This window comes from Klebsiella sp. ZJOU C1 (genome assembly GCF_035620215.1).
In the GTDB taxonomy this organism is placed as follows: Bacteria; Pseudomonadota; Gammaproteobacteria; order Enterobacterales; family Enterobacteriaceae; genus Klebsiella; species Klebsiella variicola.
Window position 1 is genome coordinate 813,642 of sequence record NZ_CP141644.1, and the last position, 24,533, is coordinate 838,174.

21 protein-coding genes are annotated in these 24,533 nt (G+C 56.8%); 18 read left to right on the forward strand and 3 right to left on the reverse strand.

The annotated features are described in order from the left end of the window. Positions 1–2: 2 nt before the first annotated feature. The 3 genes from leuB to leuL form a co-directional block, all read right to left on the reverse strand. Complete coding sequence (gene leuB, locus SPE70_RS03810; RefSeq protein ID WP_008807444.1) at positions 3–1,094, reverse strand: 3-isopropylmalate dehydrogenase; 1,092 nt, start codon at positions 1,092–1,094, stop codon at positions 3–5. Then, positions 1,094–2,665: a 2-isopropylmalate synthase gene (leuA, locus tag SPE70_RS03815; RefSeq protein WP_008807443.1), complete on the reverse strand. Its 1,572-nt coding sequence runs from the start codon at positions 2,663–2,665 to the stop codon at positions 1,094–1,096. Before leuA ends, leuB begins: the two co-directional genes overlap by 1 nt. A gap of 95 nt (positions 2,666–2,760) precedes the next feature. After that, positions 2,761–2,847 carry a leu operon leader peptide gene (gene leuL, locus SPE70_RS03820; RefSeq protein WP_004222662.1) on the reverse strand — a complete coding sequence of 29 codons (87 nt, stop codon included), beginning with the start codon at positions 2,845–2,847 and terminating at the stop codon, positions 2,761–2,763. Positions 2,848–3,459: 612 nt separating this feature from the next. Here leuL and leuO point away from each other — a divergent pair. From leuO to ftsA, 18 genes are all read left to right on the forward strand, one after another. Further along, on the forward strand, positions 3,460–4,428 hold the full coding sequence (gene leuO, locus SPE70_RS03825) for a transcriptional regulator LeuO (protein WP_072121929.1): 969 nt from the start codon (positions 3,460–3,462) through the stop codon (positions 4,426–4,428). A 394-nt stretch (positions 4,429–4,822) separates the two neighbouring features. Next, entirely contained in the window at positions 4,823–6,547 is a 1,725-nt protein-coding gene (ilvI, locus tag SPE70_RS03830) for an acetolactate synthase 3 large subunit (protein ID WP_063106349.1), read from the forward strand. 2 nt (positions 6,548–6,549) lie between these two features. Continuing rightward, positions 6,550–7,041 carry an acetolactate synthase small subunit gene (gene ilvN / locus SPE70_RS03835; protein WP_002888536.1) on the forward strand — a complete coding sequence of 164 codons (492 nt, stop codon included), beginning with the start codon at positions 6,550–6,552 and terminating at the stop codon, positions 7,039–7,041. A 180-nt stretch (positions 7,042–7,221) separates the two neighbouring features. Then, the gene (gene cra, locus SPE70_RS03840) at positions 7,222–8,226 is read left to right on the forward strand and encodes a catabolite repressor/activator (protein ID WP_004145952.1); all 1,005 of its coding nucleotides are present in this window, start codon (positions 7,222–7,224) and stop codon (positions 8,224–8,226) included. Between the two features lie 640 nt (positions 8,227–8,866). Then, the gene (mraZ, locus tag SPE70_RS03845) at positions 8,867–9,325 is read left to right on the forward strand and encodes a division/cell wall cluster transcriptional repressor MraZ (protein ID WP_012542858.1); all 459 of its coding nucleotides are present in this window, start codon (positions 8,867–8,869) and stop codon (positions 9,323–9,325) included. A gap of 2 nt (positions 9,326–9,327) precedes the next feature. After that, positions 9,328–10,269: a 16S rRNA (cytosine(1402)-N(4))-methyltransferase RsmH gene (rsmH, locus tag SPE70_RS03850; protein WP_008807438.1), complete on the forward strand. Its 942-nt coding sequence runs from the start codon at positions 9,328–9,330 to the stop codon at positions 10,267–10,269. Beyond that, positions 10,266–10,631 (forward strand): cell division protein FtsL, encoded by a 366-nt coding sequence (gene ftsL, locus SPE70_RS03855; protein WP_002888550.1) that lies wholly within the window; start codon positions 10,266–10,268, stop codon positions 10,629–10,631. Before rsmH ends, ftsL begins: the two co-directional genes overlap by 4 nt. Before the next feature lie 15 nt (positions 10,632–10,646). Then, positions 10,647–12,413, forward strand: coding sequence for a peptidoglycan glycosyltransferase FtsI (locus SPE70_RS03860; protein ID WP_008807437.1), 1,767 nt, complete (start codon positions 10,647–10,649; stop codon positions 12,411–12,413). After that, complete coding sequence (gene murE, locus SPE70_RS03865; protein WP_008807436.1) at positions 12,400–13,887, forward strand: UDP-N-acetylmuramoyl-L-alanyl-D-glutamate--2,6-diaminopimelate ligase; 1,488 nt, start codon at positions 12,400–12,402, stop codon at positions 13,885–13,887. The genes SPE70_RS03860 and murE overlap by 14 nt, the downstream gene beginning before the upstream one ends. Next, the gene (gene murF, locus SPE70_RS03870; RefSeq protein ID WP_012968939.1) at positions 13,884–15,242 is read left to right on the forward strand and encodes a UDP-N-acetylmuramoyl-tripeptide--D-alanyl-D-alanine ligase; all 1,359 of its coding nucleotides are present in this window, start codon (positions 13,884–13,886) and stop codon (positions 15,240–15,242) included. Before murE ends, murF begins: the two co-directional genes overlap by 4 nt. Next, positions 15,236–16,318, forward strand: coding sequence for a phospho-N-acetylmuramoyl-pentapeptide-transferase (mraY, locus tag SPE70_RS03875; RefSeq protein WP_008807434.1), 1,083 nt, complete (start codon positions 15,236–15,238; stop codon positions 16,316–16,318). Before murF ends, mraY begins: the two co-directional genes overlap by 7 nt. Before the next feature lie 2 nt (positions 16,319–16,320). Further along, entirely contained in the window at positions 16,321–17,637 is a 1,317-nt protein-coding gene (gene murD, locus SPE70_RS03880) for a UDP-N-acetylmuramoyl-L-alanine--D-glutamate ligase (protein ID WP_064170622.1), read from the forward strand. Then, positions 17,637–18,911 (forward strand): cell division protein FtsW, encoded by a 1,275-nt coding sequence (gene ftsW / locus SPE70_RS03885; RefSeq protein WP_004204337.1) that lies wholly within the window; start codon positions 17,637–17,639, stop codon positions 18,909–18,911. The genes murD and ftsW overlap by 1 nt, the downstream gene beginning before the upstream one ends. Continuing rightward, positions 18,908–19,978: an undecaprenyldiphospho-muramoylpentapeptide beta-N-acetylglucosaminyltransferase gene (murG, locus tag SPE70_RS03890; protein ID WP_008807432.1), complete on the forward strand. Its 1,071-nt coding sequence runs from the start codon at positions 18,908–18,910 to the stop codon at positions 19,976–19,978. The genes ftsW and murG overlap by 4 nt, the downstream gene beginning before the upstream one ends. A gap of 48 nt (positions 19,979–20,026) precedes the next feature. Beyond that, entirely contained in the window at positions 20,027–21,502 is a 1,476-nt protein-coding gene (gene murC, locus SPE70_RS03895; RefSeq protein ID WP_008807431.1) for a UDP-N-acetylmuramate--L-alanine ligase, read from the forward strand. After that, on the forward strand, positions 21,495–22,415 hold the full coding sequence (locus tag SPE70_RS03900; protein WP_008807430.1) for a D-alanine--D-alanine ligase: 921 nt from the start codon (positions 21,495–21,497) through the stop codon (positions 22,413–22,415). The genes murC and SPE70_RS03900 overlap by 8 nt, the downstream gene beginning before the upstream one ends. 1 nt (position 22,416) lies before the next feature. Beyond that, positions 22,417–23,247: a cell division protein FtsQ gene (gene ftsQ / locus SPE70_RS03905; RefSeq protein ID WP_008807429.1), complete on the forward strand. Its 831-nt coding sequence runs from the start codon at positions 22,417–22,419 to the stop codon at positions 23,245–23,247. Next, positions 23,244–24,506, forward strand: a complete 1,263-nt coding sequence (gene ftsA / locus SPE70_RS03910) for a cell division protein FtsA (RefSeq protein ID WP_004204343.1) — start codon at positions 23,244–23,246, stop codon at positions 24,504–24,506. The genes ftsQ and ftsA overlap by 4 nt, the downstream gene beginning before the upstream one ends. The last annotated feature ends 27 nt before the right edge of the window (positions 24,507–24,533 follow it).

Here is a 24,533-nt window from a genome sequence, read left to right on the forward strand (position 1 = left end):
GATTACACCCCTTCTGCGACATAGCGGGCAATGATATCGCCCATTTCATCAGTACTGACCGCCGCCGTTCCGCGCGCCAGGTCGCCGGTACGAACCCCTTCCTCTAAAGCACGGTTGATGGCGCTTTCAATGGCGGTCGCCGCTTCGTCAGCGTCGAGGCTGTAGCGCAGCAGCAGGGCCAGAGAGAGGATCTGCGCGATCGGGTTAGCGATATTTTTGCCCGCGATGTCCGGCGCCGAGCCGCCCGCTGGTTCATACAGGCCAAAACCTTGTTCGTTAAGGCTCGCGGACGGCAGCATACCCATCGAGCCGGTGATCATCGCGCACTCGTCGGAGAGGATGTCGCCAAACAGGTTGGAGCACAGCAGCACGTCGAACTGGGACGGATCTTTAATCAGTTGCATGGTGGCGTTATCGATATACATATGCGCCAGCTCAACGTCCGGATACTCCTTGCCGATCTCGGTGACGATTTCGCGCCACAGAATGGACGACTGCAGGACGTTGGCCTTATCGATGGAGGTCACTTTGTGACGACGCTTACGAGCGGATTCAAAAGCGATGCGCGCGATACGTTCGATTTCAAAGCGGTGATACACCTCGGTATCAAAGGCTTTCTCATGCTGACCGCTGCCTTCGCGGCCTTTTGGCTGGCCGAAGTAGATGCCGCCGGTCAGTTCGCGAACGCAGAGAATGTCGAAGCCGTTGGCAGCGATGTCGGCGCGCAGCGGGCAGAACTCCTCTAGCCCCTGGTACAGTTTGGCCGGACGCAGATTGCTGAACAGTTTGAAGTGTTTACGCAGCGGCAGCAGCGCACCGCGCTCTGGCTGCTCGGCGGGCGGCAGGTGTTCCCATTTCGGACCACCGACGGAGCCGAACAGGATCGCATCCGCCTGTTCGCATCCGGCGACGGTCGCCTGCGGCAGGGGAGTCCCCTGACGGTCAATAGCCGCCCCACCGACGTCATACTGGCTGGTGGTAATGTGCATGGCAAAACGTTGGCGCACGGCTTCCAGTACTTTCATCGCCTGGTTCATCACTTCCGGGCCAATGCCATCACCCGGCAAAACGGCAATATGGTAATTCTTCGACATTACACGGTTTCCTTATTGTTCTCTTTATTCTGAGCTTTGCGTTGCAATTCTTTTTCGACTTCGGCGGCGCGCCAGATGTTGTTCAGCACGTGAACCATGGCTTTTGCTGACGACTCAACGATATCTGTGGCCAGGCCAACCCCGTGGAAACGGCGGCCGTTGTAGTCAACGACGATATCCACCTGGCCCAGGGCGTCTTTGCCGTGGCCTTTCGCACTTAAGCCATACTTCACTAAATCAATGTTGTAGTTTGTCACGCGGTTAATAGCCTGGTAGATGGCGTCGACCGGACCGTTGCCATTAGCGGCTTCGGTTTTGATTTCATCCCCGCAGACCAGCTTGATTGAAGCGGTGGCGATATCGCTGGAGCCAGACTGGACGCTGAAGTAGTCCAGGCGGAAATGCTCCGGCTCTTCCTGCTGCTTGTTGATAAACGCCAGCGCTTCCAGATCGTAATCGAAGACCTGGCCTTTTTTGTCCGCCAGCTTCAGGAACGCGTCGTACAGATGATCCAGGTTGTAATCGCTCTCCTGGTAACCCATCTCTTCCATCCGGTGTTTCACCGCCGCGCGACCGGAGCGGGAAGTCAGGTTCAGCTGTACCTGGTTCAGGCCGATGGATTCCGGAGTCATGATTTCGTAGTTTTCGCGGTTCTTCAGTACGCCGTCCTGGTGGATGCCGGAGGAGTGGGCGAAGGCGCCGGTGCCGACGATGGCTTTGTTGGCCGGGATAGGCATATTGCAGATCTGGCTGACGGTCTGGCTGGTGCGCCAGATTTCATGATGATTAATGTTGGTGTGCACGTTCATGATGTCTTTGCGCACTTTGATCGCCATGATCACTTCTTCCAGCGCACAGTTGCCAGCGCGTTCGCCGATACCGTTCATCGCGCCTTCTACCTGGCGCGCACCGGCGTGGACCGCGGCGAGGGCGTTACCGACGGCGATGCCCAGGTCATCATGGGTGTGGACGGAAATAATCGCTTTGTCGATATTCGGCACGCGATCATACAGGCCGCTGATAATGTTGGCGTATTCGAACGGCATGGTGTAGCCGACGGTGTCCGGGATATTAATGGTGGTGGCGCCAGCGTTGATCGCCGCTTCCACGACGCGAGCCAGATCGGCAATCGGCGTGCGGCCGGCGTCTTCACAGGAGAATTCGACATCGTCAGTGTAGTTGCGCGCCCGCTTCACCATATAGATCGCGCGCTCAATCACTTCATCCAGCGTGCTGCGCAGTTTGGTGGCGATATGCATCGGCGAGGTCGCAATAAAGGTATGGATGCGGAAAGCTTCAGCCACCTTTAAGGATTCTGCTGCCACATCGATATCTTTCTCAACGCAGCGCGCCAGAGCGCAAACACGGCTGTTTTTGATGGTGCGTGCGATGCTTTGCACCGATTCAAAATCGCCCGGGGAAGAGACCGGGAAACCGACTTCCATTACGTCGACCCCCATACGCTCAAGGGCCAGAGCGATCTGCAGCTTCTCTTTGACACTCAGGCTTGCCTGTAACGCTTGTTCGCCATCACGTAAGGTCGTATCGAAAATAATGACTTGCTGGCTCATGGTTTGGATCCTTAGTCTGTGTCCTGGCGCCTTGTTGACGAGCATAAAAAAACCCGCGCCAAGGCGCGGGTTTTATAGTCTTGCTGGAAGATGACTTAACGCTGAACGTCGCCCAACAGCCTACCGCGCAAATGGCATGCGTTTAGTAGTAGTAGGCTGGTGATACGAGCGGTGCGAATCATTGCGTCAAACTCCAGATGAAATCGTTATGCTTTTAGAGTTACTGGATAGCCGTTTTAAAGTCAACCCCTGGCACGGAAAAAGCGTTATTGGCTCACGATGTGAATTAGCAAATTGTGCTGATGTAAGCCCTGTTTTGCCGAAGATCCTATTTTGGACAAAGGGAGGCGCGTCCTCATTTGTTTCATTTGAAAAAGTGCTTTGCATTCAACGCATCGCTCACGATGTGCCATGAACGAGGCGGCAAAAAAAGCTATCTGAATGAAAATATTATATTTATTTTCCTTATGAATGTATTTGCCCATTAGCGGATTATTTTTCAATGATAAGCAGTTGTTAATTTTATGAGGTTAAAAATAAAATACTTTATTATTGCTTAAGTTACAGTTAACTAGTGGTGTTGTTTTTATTTTTACGGATTATGGTTACACTCACCATCATTAAGTAACCGGTATGGTTTGAGCGGTTCATTTTCTTGGTAGTCCCGCTTTTTCACTGCCACTCATAGCCTTGATATATTCCTAAAAATCTCCTTTGCTATTTTGCAAATGTCATTTGCATGATAAATGATATTTTCGACGCTAATTATAGCGGTTTAGTAAAGGGAATTCATCGTGACGGCGGAATTAGATATGTTAATTGACACTCCAGAATATAAATCAGCCCCCGGACAGGAAGTCGTTAAACCTCAACTACGGATGGTTGATCTCAATCTGCTCACCGTTTTTGATGCGGTTATGCAAGAGCAGAATATCACCCGTGCCGCCCATACGCTCGGCATGTCTCAACCCGCGGTGAGTAACGCGGTTTCACGTCTGAAAGTGATGTTTAATGATGAGCTGTTTGTGCGCTATGGCCGCGGTATTCAGCCGACGGCGCGGGCCTATCAGCTTTTTGGTTCTGTGCGCCAGGCGCTGCAGCTGGTCCAAAACGAATTGCCGGGCTCCGGTTTTGAACCGCTAAGCAGTGAGCGCGTTTTCCATCTGTGCGTCTGCAGCCCGCTGGATAACATCCTGACGTCGGTTATTTTTAATAAAGTTGCGGAGATCGCACCCAATATTCATTTGGTTTTTAAATCCGCGCTGAATCAAAATACGGAACATCAGTTACGTTATCAGGAAACGGAATTTGTGATCGGTTATGAAGAGTTCCGTCGCCCTGAGTTTGCCTGCGTCCCGTTATTCAAAGACGAAATGGTTTTGGTGGCCAGTCGCAACCACCCCCGTATTTCCGGGCCGGTGATGGAGGCGGATATTTATCGTGAGGAGCATGCTACGGTGGCTCTCGATCGGTATGCCTCATTCAGTTTACCGTGGTATGACACGGCCGATAAACAGGCGCGTATCGCCTATCAGGGTAATGCGATGGTCAGCGTATTAAACGTGGTATCGCAAACTCAGATGGTGGCGATTGCCCCGCGCTGGCTGGCCAATGAGTTTGCCGATAAATTAGCCCTGCAAATATTACCTTTGCCGTTGAAGGTTAACAGCCGGACCTGCTATCTCTCGTGGCATGAAGCGGCTGGCCGCGATAAAGGCCATCAGTGGATGGAAGAGCTGCTGGTGGATATTTGCAAGCGCTGAGCCGATGGCAACGAGGGTAAAAGGAGCTTCGGCTCCTTTTTTTATATGATGTAAATTCGATAATGCAGAATTTTGTTCTGTTTGACCTGTTCGAGGCATTCGTTTGGTTCGTGAAAAATGGATCAATTCCTGCTATCACGCCTTTTCTCCGAGTATTTACCATTCCCTTTTCTTATCTCTGAAGCAATCCACCATATTTTCACTTCTCCGCTTTCTTTTCTTCTTATTACGGGGATAACACATCCCCTGCGGCGAATTGCCTGCCTGCTGGCGAGCAGTTATGGTAGTGGCATGCAGTCCATTCACCTCAGTGCGGAGGGTCTCTCCTCCGCATCGTGCGAGCGCGCGGAAATTGAGTTCCGCTGTCGTAAAACAATAAGCCTGGAGGCAAACCATGGAGATGTTGTCAGGAGCCGAGATGGTCGTCCAATCGCTTGTCGATCAGGGCGTCAAGCAAGTATTCGGCTATCCCGGAGGCGCAGTCCTCGATATCTATGATGCGTTACATACCCTTGGCGGTATCGATCATGTGCTGGTTCGCCACGAGCAGGCGGCAGTGCATATGGCGGATGGCCTGGCGCGGGCGACCGGCGAGGTTGGCGTCGTGCTGGTCACCTCTGGACCAGGGGCGACGAACGCCATCACCGGTATCGCGACGGCCTATATGGATTCCATTCCGCTGGTAATCCTCTCCGGGCAGGTGGCGACATCGCTGATCGGCTACGATGCCTTCCAGGAGTGCGACATGGTGGGGATTTCCCGTCCGGTGGTGAAGCACAGTTTCCTGGTGAAGCAGACCGAAGATATTCCCGGTGTCCTGAAGAAAGCCTTCTGGCTGGCGGCCAGCGGTCGCCCCGGACCGGTGGTGGTCGATCTACCGAAAGATATTCTCAATCCGGCGAAAAAGCTGCCGTACGCCTGGCCGGAGGCGGTGAGTATGCGTTCGTATAACCCGACCACCAGCGGTCATAAGGGACAGATTAAACGCGCCCTGCAGGCCCTGGTGGCGGCGAGTAAGCCGGTCGTTTACGTCGGCGGCGGGGCGATCAATGCGCATTGCGAACCCCAGCTGCGTGAACTGGTGGAAAAGCTGAAGCTGCCGGTTGCTTCCTCTCTGATGGGGCTTGGCGCTTTCCCGGCGACGCACCCGCAGGCGCTGGGGATGCTGGGTATGCACGGCACCTATGAAGCCAACATGACCATGCACCATTCGGACGTCATTTTCGCCGTCGGCGTCCGCTTTGACGATCGGACCACCAACAATCTGGCCAAGTACTGTCCGAACGCGACGGTGCTGCATATTGATATCGATCCGACCTCGATCTCGAAAACCGTGCCGGCAGATGTGCCGATCGTCGGCGATGCCCGGCTGGTACTGGAGCAGATGCTGGAGCTACTGGACCAGGAAGAGACGCAGCAGCCGCTGGACGACATTCGCGACTGGTGGCAACAGATCGAGCAGTGGCGTGCCCGCCATTGTCTGCGCTACGACGACCAGAGCGATAAAATCAAACCGCAGGCGGTGATTGAAACTATCTGGCGGTTGACCCAGGGCGATGCCTACGTCACTTCCGATGTGGGCCAGCACCAGATGTTCGCCGCCCTTTATTACCCCTTCGACAAACCACGGCGCTGGATTAACTCCGGTGGTCTCGGCACCATGGGCTTTGGCCTACCGGCTGCGCTGGGGGTCAAAATGGCTCTGCCGGACGAAATGGTGGTCTGCGTGACCGGTGACGGCAGTATCCAGATGAACATTCAGGAACTCTCTACTGCGCTGCAGTATGAGTTACCGGTCCTGGTGCTTAACCTCAACAACCGCTATCTCGGGATGGTGAAGCAGTGGCAGGATATGCTCTATTCCGGGCGCCACTCCCAGTCCTATATGGAATCGCTGCCGGACTTTGTGCGTCTGGCGGAAGCCTATGGTCACGTCGGGATCCGCATCAGCGAGCCGCAGGAGCTGGAGTCAAAGCTTGCTGAAGCGCTGGAGCAGGTGCGTCAGCGCCGGCTGGTGTTTGTCGATGTCACCGTCGACGGCAGTGAGCATGTGTACCCCATGCAGATCCGCGGCGGCGGCATGGATGAGATGTGGTTGAGCAAAACGGAGAGGACCTGATTATGCGCCGGATATTATCGGTATTACTGGAAAACGAATCGGGCGCATTGTCCCGCGTTATCGGCCTCTTTTCCCAGCGCGGCTATAATATAGAAAGCCTGACTGTGGCGCCGACGGACGACCCTACGCTCTCCAGAATGACCATCCAGACCGTGGGCGATGAAAAAGCGATCGAGCAGATTGAAAAGCAGCTGCACAAGCTGGTGGATGTGCTGCGAGTCAGCGAATTGGGGCAGGGGGCCCATGTCGAACGCGAAATCATGCTGGTGAAGGTTCAGGCCAGCGGCTATGGCCGTGAAGAAGTGAAACGCAACACCGAAATCTTTCGCGGACAGATTATCGATGTGACGCCTTCTATCTATACCGTTCAGCTCGCCGGAACCAGTGATAAGCTTGATGCTTTCCTGGCTTCGCTGCGCGATGTCGCTCGGATCGTAGAAGTGGCTCGCTCCGGTGTGGTCGGCCTGTCTCGCGGTGATAAAATCATGCGCTGAGGATCGGGAACTGATGCAAAAATAGCCCGGCAGCGACTGTCGGGCTTTTTTTTTGCGAAATCAGTAGGAACTGTAAGCGAAAGCGGTTGCTGCGCTAACTATTCTGCGCTTAGATGTTATAAAAAGGGTTCCATACCTGAATAATGGTTATGTTTGGCACTTCTTACCCAAGGGGCAATTGTGAAACTGGATGAAATCGCCCGGCTGGCCGGTGTTTCAAGAACCACCGCGAGCTATGTGATTAATGGCAAAGCGAAGCAGTACCGCGTAAGCGATAAAACGGTCGAAAAGGTGATGGCTGTGGTGCGAGAGCATAACTATCATCCGAATGCGGTCGCCGCTGGCCTGCGTGCAGGACGCACACGATCTATCGGTCTGGTGATCCCGGATCTCGAAAATACCAGCTATACCCGCATTGCAAATTATCTCGAACGTCAGGCGCGTCAGCGCGGCTATCAGCTGCTGATTGCCTGTTCGGAGGATCAACCCGATAACGAGATGCGCTGCATTGAGCATCTGCTGCAGCGCCAGGTGGACGCTATCATTGTCTCCACTTCGCTGCCGCCGGAGCACCCTTTCTATCAACGCTGGGCTAACGATCCATTTCCGATTGTCGCGCTTGACCGCGCTCTTGACCGCGAGCATTTCACCAGTGTGGTCGGCGCTGATCAGGATGACGCTGAAATGCTCGCTGCCGAGCTGCGGACCTTCCCTGGCGAAACGGTACTTTATCTCGGCGCGCTGCCGGAACTGTCGGTGAGCTTCCTGCGCGAGCAGGGCTTCCGCAAAGCCTGGCAGGACGATCCGCGCGAGGTGCATTATCTCTATGCCAACAGCTATGAGCGCGAAGCGGCGGCTCAGCTGTTTGAGAAATGGCTTGAAACCCATCCGATGCCTCAGGCGCTGTTTACTACTTCTTTCCCGTTGCTGCAGGGCGTGATGGATGTGACGCTGCGCCGTGAGGGCAAACTGCCCTCCGAGCTGGCGATCGCCACCTTCGGCGATAATGAGCTGCTCGATTTTCTGCAGTGCCCGGTGCTGGCGGTGGCTCAGCGCCATCGCGATGTCGCTGAGCGGGTGCTGGAGATCGTCCTCGCCAGCCTCGATGAACCGCGCAAGCCAAAGCCGGGCCTGAGCCGTATTCGCCGTAATCTCTATCGTCGCGGTAGCCTGAATCGCCGCTAAGCGCGCAATATCGCCAGAGCCCAGGAATATTCCTGGCGGGCCTGCCGGAAAGCAGGCCTTTGGCGATTAATCAGGCAATTGACGTCCAAAATGCAAAACTGAATATATTTCAGACAAATCCCTAAACTTCTTTACGTGTTATTTTGTTTAATTCGCTGGCAATCGTTTTGTTACTCAAAACGGGACACAAAAAATGATTGCGCAGGCTTTAATTGTATTATTTTGTTACATTCACCAGGTTAATTGCTGAATTAACACTCATTTTGTACGCCCCAGCCTTTCTCTTCTGCCCTATCCCGCGTCTGGTCCGCCCCTCAGCCAGCAACAGGTACTGTTAACGACCGGCATAATGGCCTAAAATGCCGCTCGCGTCGCAAACTGACACTTTATATTTTCCCGCCGAAGATATTTTGTTGTTTATAACTGTTACGAGTTTGTTGGTTATTTTCTTACACGTATTCATAACGTTAATTTGCCTCGCCTGTTGATGATTTTTTCATCAGGGCTAATGTCGGCTGTAAATAATGGGTTTTTGAGCTCTGTTGGCATCCGTGCTGGCTTGACAAGCTTTTCCTCCGCTCCGTAAACTCCTTCTGGTGGGAATTTGTGGGATAAAGTGGCGAAAAGGGGTGAGGCTGGCATGTTCCGTGGAGCAACGTTGGTCAATCTCGACAGCAAAGGCCGCCTGGCCGTGCCAACGCGCTATCGCGATGGGCTGATCGAGGACGCTGCCGGTCAATTGGTATGCACCATTGACATTCATCACCCGTGCCTGCTGCTTTATCCATTGCCTGAATGGGAAATCATTGAGCAGAAATTGTCGCGTTTATCGAGCATGAATCCCGTTGAGCGGCGCGTACAGCGTTTGCTTCTGGGTCATGCCAGCGAATGTCAGATGGATAATGCCGGACGATTGCTCATCGCGCCGGTGTTACGGCAGCATGCCGGGCTGACAAAAGAAGTGATGCTGGTCGGGCAGTTTAATAAGTTTGAACTGTGGGATGAAACGACCTGGTATCAACGGGTCAAGGAAGATATCGACGCTGAGCAGTCCGCGACCGGTGAACTGTCGGAGCGCCTGCAGGATTTGTCCTTATAAAAATGATGGAAAATTATAAACATACTACGGTACTTCTGGATGAAGCCGTCAACGGCCTCAATATTCGTCCAGACGGTATCTATATTGATGGTACTTTTGGCCGCGGTGGTCACTCGCGCCTGATCCTCTCCCGGCTGGGAGCGGAAGGACGCTTGCTGGCAATCGATCGCGATCCACAGGCGATTGCCGTCGCGAAAACCATCGATGATCCCCGCTTTTCCATCGTACATGGTCCTTTTTCACAGCTCGCTGACTACGTCGACGAGCGTAATCTTACCGGTAAGATCGACGGCATTCTGCTCGATCTCGGCGTCTCTTCCCCGCAGCTTGACGATGCGGAACGCGGCTTTTCCTTTATGCGCGACGGGCCGCTGGACATGCGCATGGATCCGACGCGCGGTCAGTCCGCGGCCGAGTGGCTGCAGACGGCAGAAGAAGCCGATATCGCCTGGGTGATTAAAACCTTCGGCGAAGAGCGTTTCGGTAAACGTATCGCCCGCGCGATCGTCGAACGTAACCGTATTGAACCGATGACCCGCACCAAAGAGCTGGCGGAGGTCATTGCTGCGGCGATGCCGGTAAAAGATAAGCATAAACATCCCGCGACCCGTACCTTCCAGGCGGTGCGCATATGGGTAAACAGTGAACTGGAGGAGATAGAGCAGGCGCTAAAAAGCTCGCTCAGCGTGCTGGCCCCGGGTGGGCGGCTATCGATCATTAGTTTTCATTCGCTGGAAGATCGCATTGTGAAGCGCTTTATGCGTGAACAAAGCCGCGGTCCGCAGGTTCCGGCGGGAATACCGATGACCGAAGCGCAGCTCAAAAAACTGGGCGGCCGTGAGTTACGAGCACTAGGCAAGTTGATGCCGGGCGAAGAAGAGGTGGCAGAGAATCCACGTGCCCGTAGTTCAGTGCTGCGTATTGCAGAGAGGACGAACGCATGATCGGCAGAGTGACAGAGGCCTTAAGCAAGGTTAAAGGGTCGATTGGAAGCAACGAGCGCCATGCTTTGCCTGGCGTGATCGGGGACGACCTTCTGCGGTTTGGGAAACTGCCACTCTGCCTGTTCATTTGCATCATTATTACGGCGATTACCGTGGTCACCACCGCGCACCATACGCGCCTGCTGACCGCGCAGCGTGAACAACTGGTTCTGGAACGCGACGCCCTGGATATCGAGTGGCGCAACCTGATCCTCGAAGAGAACGCGCTCGGCGATCACAGTCGGGTTGAGCGGATCGCGACCGAGAAGTTGCAGATGCAACACGTCGATCCATCACAAGAAAATATCGTTGTACAGAAATAAGGATTATTGCGACGGATGAAAGCAGCGCCAAAAACGCCAAAAGCAAAGCGTCAGGAAGAACAGGCCAACTTTATCAGTTGGCGTTTTGCGTTGCTGTGCGGCTGTATTCTGCTGGCGCTGACTTTCCTGCTGGGTCGTGTCGCCTGGCTCCAGGTGGTCAGCCCCGACATGCTGGTGCGTCAGGGCGATATGCGCTCGCTGCGCGTCCAGGAAGTGTCTACCGCGCGCGGGATGATTACCGACCGCTCCGGGCGGCCGCTGGCGGTCAGCGTACCGGTGAAAGCTATCTGGGCCGATCCGAAGGAGCTGCATGATGCCGGGGGGGTCACCCTGGATACGCGCTGGAAGGCGCTGGCGGACGCCCTCAATATGCCGCTGGATCAGCTGGCAACGCGCATCAATACCAATCCGCGGATGCGTTTTATCTATCTGGCGCGTCAGGTAAACCCTGACATGGCCGACTACATCAAAAAGCTAAAGCTGCCGGGCATTCATCTGCGTGAAGAGTCCCGTCGTTATTACCCTTCCGGAGAAGTGACTGCTCACCTCATTGGCTTTACCAACGTCGACAGCCAGGGGATTGAAGGGGTCGAAAAAAGCTTTGATAAATGGCTTACCGGCCAGCCGGGCGAGCGTATCGTGCGTAAAGACCGCTATGGCCGGGTCATTGAAGATATCTCTTCTACCGACAGCCAGGCGGCGCACAACCTGGCGCTGAGCATCGACGAACGTCTGCAGGCGCTGGTCTATCGCGAGCTGAACAACGCCGTGGCCTTTAACAAAGCCGAGTCGGGCAGCGCCGTGTTAGTGGACGTTAACACCGGGGAAGTGCTGGCGATGGCCAACAGCCCCTCCTATAACCCGAACAACTTCGCCGGTACGGCGAAAGACACCATGCGTAACCGCGCTATCACCGACGTATTCGAACCGGGTTCGACGGTGAAACCGATGGTGGTGATGACGGCGCTGCAACGCGGCATCGTCAACGAAAATACCGTGCTGAATACCATTCCCTATCGAATTAACGGCCACGAAATCAAAGACGTGGCGCGTTATAGCGAATTGACCCTGACCGGGGTGCTACAGAAGTCGAGTAACGTCGGTGTTTCTAAGCTGGCGTTAGCGATGCCGTCCTCAGCGTTAGTAGATACTTACTCACGTTTTGGGCTTGGAAAGGCGACCAATTTGGGGTTGGTCGGAGAACGCAGTGGCTTATATCCTCAAAAACAACGGTGGTCTGACATAGAGAGGGCCACCTTTTCTTTCGGCTACGGGCTAATGGTAACCCCGTTACAGTTAGCGCGAGTCTACGCAACGATTGGCAGCTATGGCATCTATCGCCCGCTGTCAATTACCAAGGTTGATCCACCGGTTCCGGGCGAGCGCGTCTTCCCGGAATCACTCGTTCGTACCGTCGTTCATATGATGGAAAGCGTGGCGCTGCCCGGCGGCGGCGGCGTGAAAGCGGCGATCAAAGGCTATCGCATCGCGATTAAAACCGGTACGGCGAAAAAAGTGGGGCCGGATGGCCGCTATATCAACAAATATATTGCTTACACCGCAGGCGTTGCGCCCGCCAGCCATCCGCGCTTCGCGCTGGTGGTGGTGATCAACGACCCGCAGGCAGGTAAATACTACGGTGGCGCCGTTTCCGCGCCGGTCTTCGGTGCCATCATGGGCGGCGTATTGCGCACCATGAACATTGAGCCGGATGCGCTGGCAACGGGCGAAAAAAGTGAATTTGTAATTAATCAAGGCGAGGGAACAGGTGGCAGATCGTAATTTGCGCGACCTACTCGCTCCGTGGGTGCCAAACGCACCGGAGCGCATTCTGCGAGAGATGACGCTGGACAGCCGGGTGGCTGCTTCCGGCGATCTCTTTATCGCGGTACAGGGTCATCAGGCGGACGGGCGTCGTTATATCCCGCAGGCGATAGCGCAAGGTGTGGCTGCCATTATTGCTGAAGCGCAGGGCGAGGCTGAAGACGGTGAGATCCGTGAAATGCACGGCGTGCCGGTTATTTACCTGAGCCAGCTTAACGAACGCTTATCGGCGCTGGCCGGGCGTTTTTATCATCAGCCGTCGCAGCAGCTGCGTCTGGTGGGCGTCACCGGTACTAACGGTAAAACGACCACCACTCAACTGCTGGCGCAGTGGGCGAAGCTGCTCGGCGAAACCAGCGCAGTGATGGGGACCGTTGGCAACGGCCTGCTGGATAAAGTCGTGCCGACCGAAAATACCACCGGTTCTGCGGTAGACGTTCAGCATGTGCTCTCCAGTCTGGTCGGGCAGGGGGCAACCTTCGGCGCGATGGAAGTCTCTTCCCACGGTCTGGTGCAACACCGCGTGGCGGCGCTGCAGTTTGCCGCCTCGGTGTTTACCAATCTGAGCCGCGACCACCTCGACTACCATGGCGACATGGAGCACTACGAAGCGGCGAAATGGCTGCTGTACTCGACCCACCATTGCGGCCAGGCCATCGTCAACGCTGACGATGAAGTGGGGCGTCGCTGGCTGGCGAAGCTGCCGGATGCGGTGGCGGTGTCGATGGAAGATCATATCAATCCGAACTGCCACGGCCGCTGGCTGAAGGCCACCGCGGTCAACTATCACGACAGCGGCGCGACCATTCAGTTTGACTCCAGCTGGGGCAACGGTGAAATCGAAAGCCGCCTGATGGGCGCCTTTAACGTCAGCAACCTGCTGCTGGCGCTGGCGACGCTGCTGGCGCTGGGCTATCCGCTGGCCGATCTGCTGAAAACCGCAGCGCGTTTACAGCCGGTATGCGGCCGTATGGAAGTGTTCAGCGCGCCCGGTAAACCGGCCGTGGTGGTGGATTACGCCCATACGCCTGACGCGCTGGAAAAAGCGCTGCAGGCCGCGCGCCTGCACTGCAGCGGCAAGCTGTGGTGCGTTTTCGGCTGCGGCGGCGACCGTGACAAAGGCAAGCGTCCGCTGATGGGCGCTATCGCTGAAGAATTTGCCGACATCGTGGTGGTCACTGATGACAACCCGCGCACCGAAGAGCCGCGGGCGATTATCAACGATATTCTGGCCGGCATGCTCGATGCGGGTCATGCGAAGGTGATGGAAGGCCGCGCGGAAGCGGTCACCAACGCCGTGATGCAGGCGAAAGAGAACGACGTGGTGCTGGTGGCGGGTAAAGGCCATGAAGATTACCAGATCGTCGGCAATCGCCGTCTGGATTATTCCGACCGCGTCACCGTCGCGCGTCTGCTGGGAGCGGTAGCATGATTCGCTTTACGTTAAGCCAGCTCGCCGCGATCGCCCATGGCGAACGGCAGGGTAGCGACATCGCTATCGACGAGGTGACCTCCGATACCCGTAAAGTGACGGCGGGCTGCCTGTTTGTGGCGCTGAAAGGCGAGCGTTTCGACGCTCATGATTTTGCCGAACAGGCGAAAGCAGCTGGCGCCGGCGCGCTGCTGGTGAGCCGTCCGCTGGCCTGCGATCTCCCGCAGGTGATCGTGAAAGATACCCGCCAGGCTTTCGGCGAGTTAGCCGCCTGGGTGCGTCAGCAGGTACCGACCCGCGTCGTCGCCCTGACCGGCTCGTCCGGTAAAACCTCGGTCAAAGAGATGACCGCGGCGATCCTTAGCCAGTGCGGCAACACACTGTATACCGCTGGCAACCTGAACAACGATATCGGTGTACCGATGACGCTGCTGCGCCTGACTAAAGAGCATCAGTACGCGGTGATCGAACTCGGCGCCAACCACCAGGGCGAAATCGCCTGGACCGTCAGCCTGACGCGTCCGGAAGCCGCGCTGGTCAACAACCTTGCTGCGGCGCACCTCGAAGGTTTCGGCTCGCTGGCGGGCGTGGCGAAGGCGAAGGGCGAAATCTATACCGGTCTGCCGGAAAACGGCATCGCCATTCTCAATGCTGATAACAACGACTGGCTGAACTGGCAGGCGGTGATTGGCGATCGCAAAGTGTGGCGCTTCTCACCGAATGCGGCCAACAGCGACTTCACGGCGACCAACGTGCAGATCACCAGCCACGGTACCGAATTTACGCTGCAGACCCCAACCGGCAACGTTGACGTCCTGCTGCCGCTGCCGGGACGCCATAACATCGCTAACGCGCTGGCGGCGACCTCGCTGGCGATGGCGGTAGGCGCCGATCTGGCGGCGGTAAAAGCCGGTCTGGCGCAGCTGAAGGCCGTTCCGGGGCGTCTGTTCCCGATCCGGCTGACGGAGAGCCAGCTGCTGCTGGATGACTCCTACAACGCCAACGTTGGTTCGATGACCGCGGCAGTGCAGGTACTGTCAGAGATGCCCGGCTTCCGGGCGATGGTGGTCGGCGATATGGCGGAGCTTGGCGCGGAAAGCGCGGCCTGCCATCGCGAAGTCGGCGAGGCAGCGAAAGCGGCGGGGCTGGATTGCGTCCTCAGCGTCGGCACCTTGAGCGCGGATATCAGCCGCGCCAGCGGCGTGGGCGAACATTTTAATGATAAAGCCGCAGTAGTGGCTCGCCTGCGCGAGCTGCTGGCGGAGCACAAGATAATGACCATTTTAGTGAAGGGTTCACGTAGTGCCGCCATGGAAGAGGTAGTACGCGCATTACAGGAGACTGGGACATGTTAGTATGGCTGGCCGAACATTTGGTCAAATATTATTCCGGCTTTAACGTCTTTTCTTATCTGACGTTTCGCGCCATCGTCAGCCTGCTGACCGCGCTGTTCATCTCGTTGTGGATGGGCCCGCGCATGATCGCCCGTCTGCAAAAACTCTCCTTCGGCCAGGTTGTACGTAACGACGGTCCGGAGTCCCATTTCAGCAAACGCGGCACGCCGACCATGGGGGGGATCATGATCCTCACTGCGATCACCGTCTCCGTTCTGCTGTGGGCTTACCCCTCCAACCCGTACGTCTGGTGCGTACTGACGGTATTAATCGGCTACGGGATCATCGGCTTTGTTGATGATTACCGTAAAGTCGTGCGCAAAGATACCAAAGGCCTGATCGCCCGCTGGAAGTATTTCTGGATGTCGGTGATCGCGCTGGGCGTGGCGTTCGCGCTCTATCTGGCCGGGAAAGACACCCCGGCGACCGAGCTGGTGGTGCCATTCTTTAAAGACGTGATGCCGCAGCTGGGCCTGCTCTATATCCTGCTGGCTTACTTCGTTATCGTCGGTACCGGCAACGCCGTCAACCTGACCGATGGCCTCGACGGCCTGGCGATTATGCCGACCGTCTTCGTCGCTGCCGGCTTTGCGCTGGTGGCATGGGCTACCGGCAACATGAACTTCGCCAACTACCTGCACATTCCCTATCTGCGCCATGCTGGCGAGCTGGTGATCGTCTGTACGGCGATTGTCGGCGCGGGTCTGGGCTTCCTGTGGTTTAACACCTATCCGGCGCAGGTCTTTATGGGCGACGTCGGTTCGCTGGCGCTTGGCGGCGCGCTGGGCATTATCGCCGTGCTGCTGCGTCAGGAATTCCTGCTGGTGATTATGGGCGGCGTTTTCGTCGTGGAGACTCTGTCGGTGATCCTGCAGGTTGGCTCCTTTAAGCTGCGCGGTCAGCGCATCTTCCGTATGGCGCCGATTCACCATCACTATGAACTGAAGGGCTGGCCGGAGCCGCGCGTTATCGTGCGCTTCTGGATTATTTCGCTGATGCTGGTGCTGATTGGCCTGGCGACGCTGAAGGTACGTTAATCATGGCAGATTATCAGGGTAAAAAAGTCGTCATTATTGGGCTGGGTATGACCGGCCTGTCATGCGTGGACTTTTTCATGGCGCGCGGCGTGACGCCGCGTGTAATGGACACCCGCGTCGCGCCTCCGGGGCTGGATAAATTACCCGAATCGGTCGAATGCCATGTCGGTGGACTCAATGATACCTGGCTGCTGGCGGCGGATCTGATTGTCGCCAGTCCCGGCATCGCGCTGGCCCATCCTTCGCTGAGCGCGGCGGCCGAAGCAGGCGTAGAGATCGTTGGTGATATCGAACTGTTCTGCCGCGAGGCGCAGGCGCCGATCATCGCCATTACCGGCTCTAACGGCAAAAGCACCGTCACTACCCTGGTGGGCGAGATGGCGAAAGCGGCCGGGGTTAACGTCGGCGTGGGCGGTAATATCGGCCTGCCGGCGCTGATGCTGCTGGACACCGATCGTGAGCTATATGTGCTGGAGCTCTCCAGCTTCCAGCTGGAAACGACTTCCAGCCTGCAGGCGGTGGCGGCAACCATCCTCAACGTGACTGAGGACCATATGGACCGCTACCCGCTGGGGCTGCAGCAGTATCGCGCGGCGAAGCTGCGGATTTACGAGAATGCAAAAACCTGCGTGGTGAACGCGGACGATGCGCTCACGATGCCGGTACGCGGGGCGGACGATCGCTGCATCAGCTTTGGTGTCGATGTCGGTGACTACCACCTTAACCGTCAGCAGGGCGAAACCTGGCTGCGCGTTAAAGGTGAGAAAGTCCTCAATGTGAAAGAGATGCCTCTCACCGGTCAGCATAACTACAGCAACGCCCTGGCGGCACTGGCGCTGGCCGATGCCGCGGGCCTGCCGCGGGCCAGTAGCCTCAAGGCATTAACCACCTTTACTGGCCTGGCCCATCGCTTTCAGCTGGTGCTGGATCACAACGGCGTACGCTGGATTAACGACTCGAAGGCAACCAACGTCGGCAGCACCGAGGCGGCGCTGAACGGCCTGCAGCTGGATGGCACGCTGTATCTTCTGCTGGGCGGCGACGGCAAGTCCGCTGATTTCACCCCGCTGAAGCGCTACCTCGGCGGCGATCGTATCCGTCTGTACTGCTTTGGTCGCGACGGCGCCGAGCTCGCCGAGCTGCGTCCTGACGTGGCGGTACAAACTGAAACCATGGAACAGGCGATGCGTCAGATAGCGCCCCTGGTGAAAGCGGGCGACATGGTTCTCCTGTCGCCGGCGTGCGCCAGCCTGGATCAGTTTAAGAATTTTGAACAACGGGGCGATATGTTTGCCCGTCTGGCGAAGGAGTTAGGTTGATGCGTTTCTCTCTCCCACGCCTGAGAATGCCGCAGCTGAGCTTGCCTCGGTTGAGACTGCCGCGACTGCCGGGGATGTTTATCTTCGCCTGGCTGTTCGCCGCGCTAAAAGGCTGGGTGATGGGCTCGCGCCCGAAAGATAACGACAGTCTGGTGATGTATGACCGGATGCTGCTATGGCTGACCTTCGGCCTGGCGGCGATCGGCTTTATCATGGTGACCTCGGCGTCGATGCCGGTGGGGCAGCGCCTGGCGAACGATCCTTTCCTCTTTGCCAAGCGCGACGGCCTGTATATTGTACTGGCCTTTGTCCTCGCGCTGGTGACGCTGCGCCTGCCGATGGATTTCTGGCAGCGCCACAGTACCGCGATGCTGATCGCTTCGATCGTTATGCTGCTGATCGTGCTGGTGGTGGGTAGCTCGGTAAACGGGGCATCGCGCTGGATCGCCCTCGGCCCGCTGCGCATCCAGCCGGCGGAGTTCACCAAGCTGTCGCTGTTCTGCTATATCGCCAACTATCTGGTGCGTAAAGCGGATGAAGTGCGTAACAACCTGCGCGGGTTCTTAAAACCGATGGGCGTGATTTTCGTGCTGGCGATCCTGCTGCTGGCGCAGCCTGACCTCGGTACCGTGGTAGTGCTGTTCGTCACCACGCTGGCGATGCTCTTCCTTGCCGGCGCGAAGCTGTGGCAGTTCATCGCCATTATCGGCATGGGTATCTCGGCGGTGGTCCTGCTGATCCTCGCCGAACCGTACCGTATTCGCCGTGTGACCTCCTTCTGGAACCCATGGGAAGACCCGTTCGGCAGTGGTTACCAGCTGACCCAGTCGCTGATGGCCTTTGGCCGCGGCGAGATGTGGGGGCAGGGCCTCGGCAACTCAGTGCAAAAACTGGAGTATTTGCCGGAAGCGCACACTGACTTTATCTTCGCCATTATCGGCGAAGAACTCGGTTATATCGGTGTGGTACTGGCGCTTTTAATGGTATTCTTCGTCGCTTTCCGCGCCATGTCGATTGGCCGTAAAGCGCTGGAGATCGATCATCGCTTCTCCGGCTTCCTCGCCTGTGCGATTGGCATCTGGTTTAGCTTCCAGGCGTTAGTTAACGTCGGGGCGGCGGCGGGGATGCTGCCGACGAAAGGTCTGACGCTGCCGCTGATCAGTTATGGTGGTTCCAGTCTGCTGATTATGTCGACGGCCATCATGTTGTTGTTGCGAATAGATTATGAAACGCGTCTGGAAAAAGCCCAGGCGTTTACACGGGGTGTTCGATGAGCGGTCAGGAAAAGCGGTTGATGGTGATGGCGGGCGGTACCGGCGGGCATGTGTTCCCGGGGCTGGCGGTCGCGCACCATTTAATGGACCAGGGCTGGCAGGTTCGCTGGCTGGGTACCGCCGATCGTATGGAAGCGGATTTAGTGCCGAAAAACGGCATCGAGATTGATTTTATCCGTATCTCCGGCCTGCGTGGCAAAGGGATAAAAGCGCAGCTGTTGGCGCCGGTGCGTATCTTCAACGCCTGGCGTCAGGCGCGAGCGATCATGAAGCGTTTCCAGCCGGATGTGGTGCTGGGCATGGGCGGCTATGTCTCCGGGCCTGGCGGTCTGGCGGCGTGGTCGTTGGGGATCCCGGTGGTCCTCCACGAACAAAACGGTATTGCCGGTCTGACCAACAAATGGCTGGCGAAGATTGCGAAGAAAGTGATGCAGGCGTTTCCCGGCGCGTTCCCGCATGCGGACGTGGTCGGAAACCCGGTGCGTACCGATGTACTGGCGCTGCCGCTGCCGGGTCAGCGTCTGGTGGGGCGTCATGGACCGATTCGCGTGCTGGTGGTCGGTGGCTCTCAGGGCGCGCGCGTCCTGAACCAGACTATGCCGCAGGTGGCGGCGAAGCTCGGTGATGCGGTGACCATCTGGCATCAGAGCGGCAAAGGTGGCCAGCAAACCGTGCAACAGGCCTATGCCGCTGCGGGGCAGCCGCAGCATAAAGTGACGGAATTTATTGATGACATGGCCGCTGCCTATGCCTGGGCTGATGTCGTGGTTTGCCGTTCCGGCGCGCTGACGGTCAGCGAAATCGCGGCTGCAGGTTTACCGGCGCTGTTTGTACCCTTCCAGCACAAAGATCGTCAGCAGTACTGGAATGCGCTGCCGCTGGAGAAAGCCGGCGCGGCGAAAATTCTTGAACAGCCTGAGTTCACGGTAGAGGCGGTTGCCTCTACCCTGGCGAGCTGGGATCGGGAAACGTTGCTGGATATGGCGGAACGAGCGCGTGGCGCTTCGATTCCGGACGCTACCGAGCGAGTAGCAGAAGAGGTCAGCGCCGTAGCTTTGGCGCGCTAATTGCGGTGATTTTCACCGCCCGAATGACAGAAGTTGATGGCGTAAAGAATGAATACACAAGATTTGGCAAAACTGCGTTCCATAGTGCCCGAGATGCGTCGCGTCCGGCACATTCACTTTGTCGGCATCGGCGGTGCCGGTATGGGCGGTATTGCCGAAGTGTTGGCTAATGAAGGTTACCAGATCAGCGGCTCCGACCTGGCGCCGAATCCGGTGACCCAACAGCTGTCGCAGCTTGGCGCCACTATTTATTTCAACCATCGCCCGGAAAACGTGCGCGATGCCAGCGTTGTGGTCGTTTCCAGCGCGATTTCCGCGGATAACCCGGAAATCGTTGCCGCACACGAAGCGCGCATTCCGGTGATCCGCCGTGCGGAAATGCTGGCGGAGCTGATGCGCTTCCGCCACGGGATTGCGATTGCCGGAACTCACGGCAAAACCACTACCACCGCGATGGTGTCCAGTATTTACGCCGAAGCCGGGCTCGACCCGACCTTCGTCAACGGCGGGCTGGTGAAAGCGGCGGGCGTGCATGCCCGTCTCGGCCATAGCCGTTATTTGATTGCGGAAGCGGATGAGAGCGATGCGTCGTTCCTGCATCTGCAGCCGATGGTCGCGATTGTGACCAACATCGAAGCCGACCATATGGATACCTACCATGGCGACTTCGAAAATCTGAAGCAGACCTTTATTAACTTCCTGCACAACCTGCCGTTCTACGGACGCGCGGTGATGTGCGTGGATGATCCGGTTATTCGTGAACTGCTGCCGCGCGTCGGCCGGCAGATCACCACCTACGGTTTTAGCGACGACGCCGACGTTCGCGTCGAGGACTACCGTCAGCTTGGGGCTCAAGGCCATTTTCGCCTGGTGCGTCAGGATAAAGAGATCCTGCAGGTCACGCTCAATGCCCCGGGTCGCCATAACGCGCTGAACGCGGCGGCGGCGGTGGCCGTGGCGACGGAAGAGGGAATTGACGACCAGGCGATCCTGCGCGCGCTGGAAAGTTTCCAGGGAACCGGACGCCGCTTTGATTTTCTTGGCGAGTTTCCGCTGGCGGAAGTCAACGGCAAGCCGGGCAGCGCGATGCTGATCGATGACTACGGCCACCACCCGACGGAAGTGGACGCCACCATCAAAGCCGCGCGCGCTGGCTGGCCGGATAAAAATCTGGTGATGCTGTTCCAACCGCACCGTTATACCCGTACCCGCGATCTGTATGACGATTTCGCCAACGTGCTGACCCAGGTCGATGCGCTGCTGATGCTGGATGTCTATCCGGCGGGCGAAGCGCCGATCCCGGGCGCCGATAGCCGCTCACTGTGCCGTACGATCCGCGGTCGCGGTAAAGTTGACCCAATCCTGGTCTCTGACCCGGCCCAGGCCGCGGAGATGCTGGCGTCGGTGCTGACCGGTAACGATTTAGTGCTGGTGCAGGGCGCGGGCAATATCGGAAAAATTGCCCGTCACCTGGCTGAAATCAAACTGGCTCCGCAAAAAACGGAGGAAGAGCGCCATGGCTGATAAAATCGCGGTGCTTTTCGGTGGAACCTCCGCTGAACGTGAAGTGTCGCTGAATTCAGGCGCCGCGGTGCTGGCCGGGCTGCGTGAAGGCGGGGTGGATGCCCATCCGGTCGACCCGCGCGACATCGATATTACCCAGTTAAAAAATCTGGGCTTTAAGAAAGCGTTTATTGCCCTCCATGGCCGCGGCGGGGAAGATGGCACATTGCAGGGGCTGCTGGATCTGATCCAGTTGCCTTATACCGGCAGCGGGGTGATGGCCTCTGCGCTGTCGATGGATAAACTGCGCAGCAAATGGCTGTGGCAGGGGGCGGGATTGCCGGTCGCGCCGTGGGTCGCGCTGACCCGCGCCCAGTTTACTGCAGGACTTTCTGCTGCCGTTGAACAACAGATTGCGGCGCTGGGCCTGCCGGTCATCATCAAGCCGAGCCGTGAAGGCTCCAGCGTCGGGATGTCGAAAGTCAGCGAAAGCTGTGATTTACCGAGTGCATTGGCGCTGGCTTTTCAGCATGATGATGAAGTTTTGGTCGAAAAATGGCTTAGTGGGCCGGAATTTACCGTCGCCATCGTCGGTGAAGAAATTTTACCGTCAATACGTATCCAGGCCGCGGGAACCTTCTATGATTATGAGGCGAAGTATCTGTCTGATGAGACGCAATATTTCTGCCCTGGATTTGAAGATCCCGCGCGTGAGTCAGACATCCAGAGCCTGGTGCTTAAAGCCTGGAATGTTCTGGGGTGTAAAGGCTGGGGCCGTATTGACGTGATGCTGGACAGCGATGGCCAGTTTTATCTGCTGGAAGCAAATACTTCCCCGGGCATGACCAGCCATAGCCTTGTACCGATGGCGGCGCGTCAGGCAGGAATGAGCTTCTCCCAGCTTGTTGTACGAATTCTGGACCTGGCGGGGTGATATGTCGCAGGCTGCGCTGAATACGCGGAACCATGAAGAGGACGTTTCTTCTTCGCGTCGGAGTAATGGAACGCGGCTGGCAGGGATCGTTTTCCTGCTGGCGGTGCTGTTTACCGTGCTGGTCAGCGGGTGGATGGTTCTTGGCTGGATGGAAGATGCGCAGCGCTTGCCGCTGTCGAAGATGGTGGTGACCGGCGAGCGTCACTATACGCGCAATGATGACATCCGCCAGGCGATTCTGGCGTTGGGTTCACCGGGTACTTTCATGACTCAGGATGTGAACATTATTCAGAGTCAAATTGAACGCTTGCCGTGGATTAAGCAGGCGAGCGTCCGTAAGCAGTGGCCCGATGAATTGAAGATTCATCTGGTTGAATATGTGCCGATTGCGCGCTGGAATGATCAACATATGGTGGATGCAGAAGGAAATGCCTTCAGCGTACCGGCGGATCGCACCAGCAAACAGAATTTACCGATGTTATACGGCCCGGAAGGCAGCGAGAACGAAGTGCTGCAAGGGTATCGTGACATGGGGCAGGTGCTGGCAAAGGATAAATTCACGTTGAAAGTGGCGGCGATGACCGCCCGTCGCTCCTGGCAGTTGACGCTTAATAATGACATTAAGCTCAACCTTGGCCGTGGCGATACCATGAAACGGCTTCAGCGCTTTATGGAACTCTACCCGGTTCTCCAGCAGCAGGCGCAGACCGACGGCAAACGGATTAGCTACGTTGATTTGCGTTATGACTCGGGTGCGGCAGTGGGCTGGGTACCTGCTCCCGTAGAGGAAACTAATCAACAACAGAATCAGGCACAGGCAGAACAACAATGATCAAGGCGACGGACAGAAAACTGGTAGTTGGACTGGAGATTGGCACCGCTAAGGTGGCCGCTTTAGTAGGGGAAGTTCTGCCCGACGGCATGATTAATATCATCGGCGTGGGCAGTTGCCCATCACGTGGTATGGATAAAGGCGGTGTGAACGACCTCGAGTCGGTGGTGAAATGCGTACAGCGCGCCATCGACCAGGCCGAACTGATGGCGGATTGCCAGATTTCATCAGTTTATTTGGCACTTTCGGGTAAACATATAAGCTGTCAGAATGAAATCGGGATGGTACCGATTTCGGAAGAAGAAGTGACGCTGGATGACGTTGAGAACGTGGTCCACACCGCGAAGTCGGTTCGCGTCCGCGATGAACATCGCGTCCTGCACGTGATTCCGCAGGAATATGCCATCGACTACCAGGAAGGGATTAAAAATCCGGTAGGGCTGTCTGGTGTGCGTATGCAGGCGAAGGTGCATCTGATTACCTGCCATAACGATATGGCGAAAAACATTGTTAAAGCGGTGGAACGTTGCGGTCTGAAAGTTGACCAACTTATTTTCGCCGGGTTAGCGGCCAGTTATTCGGTATTAACAGAAGACGAACGTGAGCTGGGCGTCTGCGTCGTGGACATCGGCGGTGGTACAATGGATATCGCCGTCTACACCGGCGGCGCGCTGCGTCACACCAAAGTGATCCCGTACGCCGGGAACGTGGTGACCAGCGATATCGCCTATGCCTTTGGTACGCCGCCGAGCGATGCCGAAGCGATTAAGGTTCGTCACGGTTGCGCATTAGGTTCCATCGTCGGTAAAGACGAAAACGTCGAAGTCCCGAGCGTAGGCGGACGTCCGCCGCGCAGCCTGCAGCGTCAGACGCTGGCAGAGGTGATTGAACCGCGTTATACCGAGCTGCTTAATCTGGTCAACGAAGAGATCCTGCAGCTGCAGGAACAGCTTCGCCAGCAGGGTGTCAAACATCATCTGGCGGCAGGGATTGTGTTAACCGGCGGCGCGGCGCAAATTGAAGGCCTGGCGGCCTGTGCGCAGCGGGTATTCCATACCCAGGTGCGTATTGGCGCGCCGCTGAACATTACTGGTTTAACGGATTACGCCCAGGAGCCGTATTATTCGACGGCGGTTGGGCTGCTGCACTACGGCAAAGAGTCACATTTGAGTGGTGAAGCGGAAGTCGAAAAACGCGTGACGGCGTCAGTGGGCTCGTGGATTAAACGACTCAACAGCTGGCTGCGAAAAGAGTTTTAATTTTTTAAGAGAACGCAGACAATTAGC

Excerpts from the sequence above, each read along its gene's own strand:
- leuB (WP_008807444.1), bottom strand. The coding sequence starts at position 1,094 with ATGTCGAAGAATTACCATATTGCCGTTTTGCCGGGTGATGGCATTGGC.
- leuA (WP_008807443.1), bottom strand. The coding sequence starts at position 2,665 with ATGAGCCAGCAAGTCATTATTTTCGATACGACCTTACGTGATGGCGAA.
- leuL (WP_004222662.1), bottom strand. The coding sequence starts at position 2,847 with ATGATTCGCACCGCTCGTATCACCAGCCTACTACTACTAAACGCATGC.
- ilvI (WP_063106349.1), top strand. The coding sequence starts at position 4,823 with ATGGAGATGTTGTCAGGAGCCGAGATGGTCGTCCAATCGCTTGTCGAT.
- ilvN (WP_002888536.1), top strand. The coding sequence starts at position 6,550 with ATGCGCCGGATATTATCGGTATTACTGGAAAACGAATCGGGCGCATTG.
- mraZ (WP_012542858.1), top strand. The coding sequence starts at position 8,867 with ATGTTCCGTGGAGCAACGTTGGTCAATCTCGACAGCAAAGGCCGCCTG.
- rsmH (WP_008807438.1), top strand. The coding sequence starts at position 9,328 with ATGATGGAAAATTATAAACATACTACGGTACTTCTGGATGAAGCCGTC.
- ftsL (WP_002888550.1), top strand. The coding sequence starts at position 10,266 with ATGATCGGCAGAGTGACAGAGGCCTTAAGCAAGGTTAAAGGGTCGATT.
- SPE70_RS03860 (WP_008807437.1), top strand. The coding sequence starts at position 10,647 with ATGAAAGCAGCGCCAAAAACGCCAAAAGCAAAGCGTCAGGAAGAACAG.
- murF (WP_012968939.1), top strand. The coding sequence starts at position 13,884 with ATGATTCGCTTTACGTTAAGCCAGCTCGCCGCGATCGCCCATGGCGAA.
- mraY (WP_008807434.1), top strand. The coding sequence starts at position 15,236 with ATGTTAGTATGGCTGGCCGAACATTTGGTCAAATATTATTCCGGCTTT.
- murD (WP_064170622.1), top strand. The coding sequence starts at position 16,321 with ATGGCAGATTATCAGGGTAAAAAAGTCGTCATTATTGGGCTGGGTATG.
- ftsW (WP_004204337.1), top strand. The coding sequence starts at position 17,637 with ATGCGTTTCTCTCTCCCACGCCTGAGAATGCCGCAGCTGAGCTTGCCT.
- murG (WP_008807432.1), top strand. The coding sequence starts at position 18,908 with ATGAGCGGTCAGGAAAAGCGGTTGATGGTGATGGCGGGCGGTACCGGC.
- murC (WP_008807431.1), top strand. The coding sequence starts at position 20,027 with ATGAATACACAAGATTTGGCAAAACTGCGTTCCATAGTGCCCGAGATG.
- SPE70_RS03900 (WP_008807430.1), top strand. The coding sequence starts at position 21,495 with ATGGCTGATAAAATCGCGGTGCTTTTCGGTGGAACCTCCGCTGAACGT.
- ftsQ (WP_008807429.1), top strand. The coding sequence starts at position 22,417 with ATGTCGCAGGCTGCGCTGAATACGCGGAACCATGAAGAGGACGTTTCT.
- ftsA (WP_004204343.1), top strand. The coding sequence starts at position 23,244 with ATGATCAAGGCGACGGACAGAAAACTGGTAGTTGGACTGGAGATTGGC.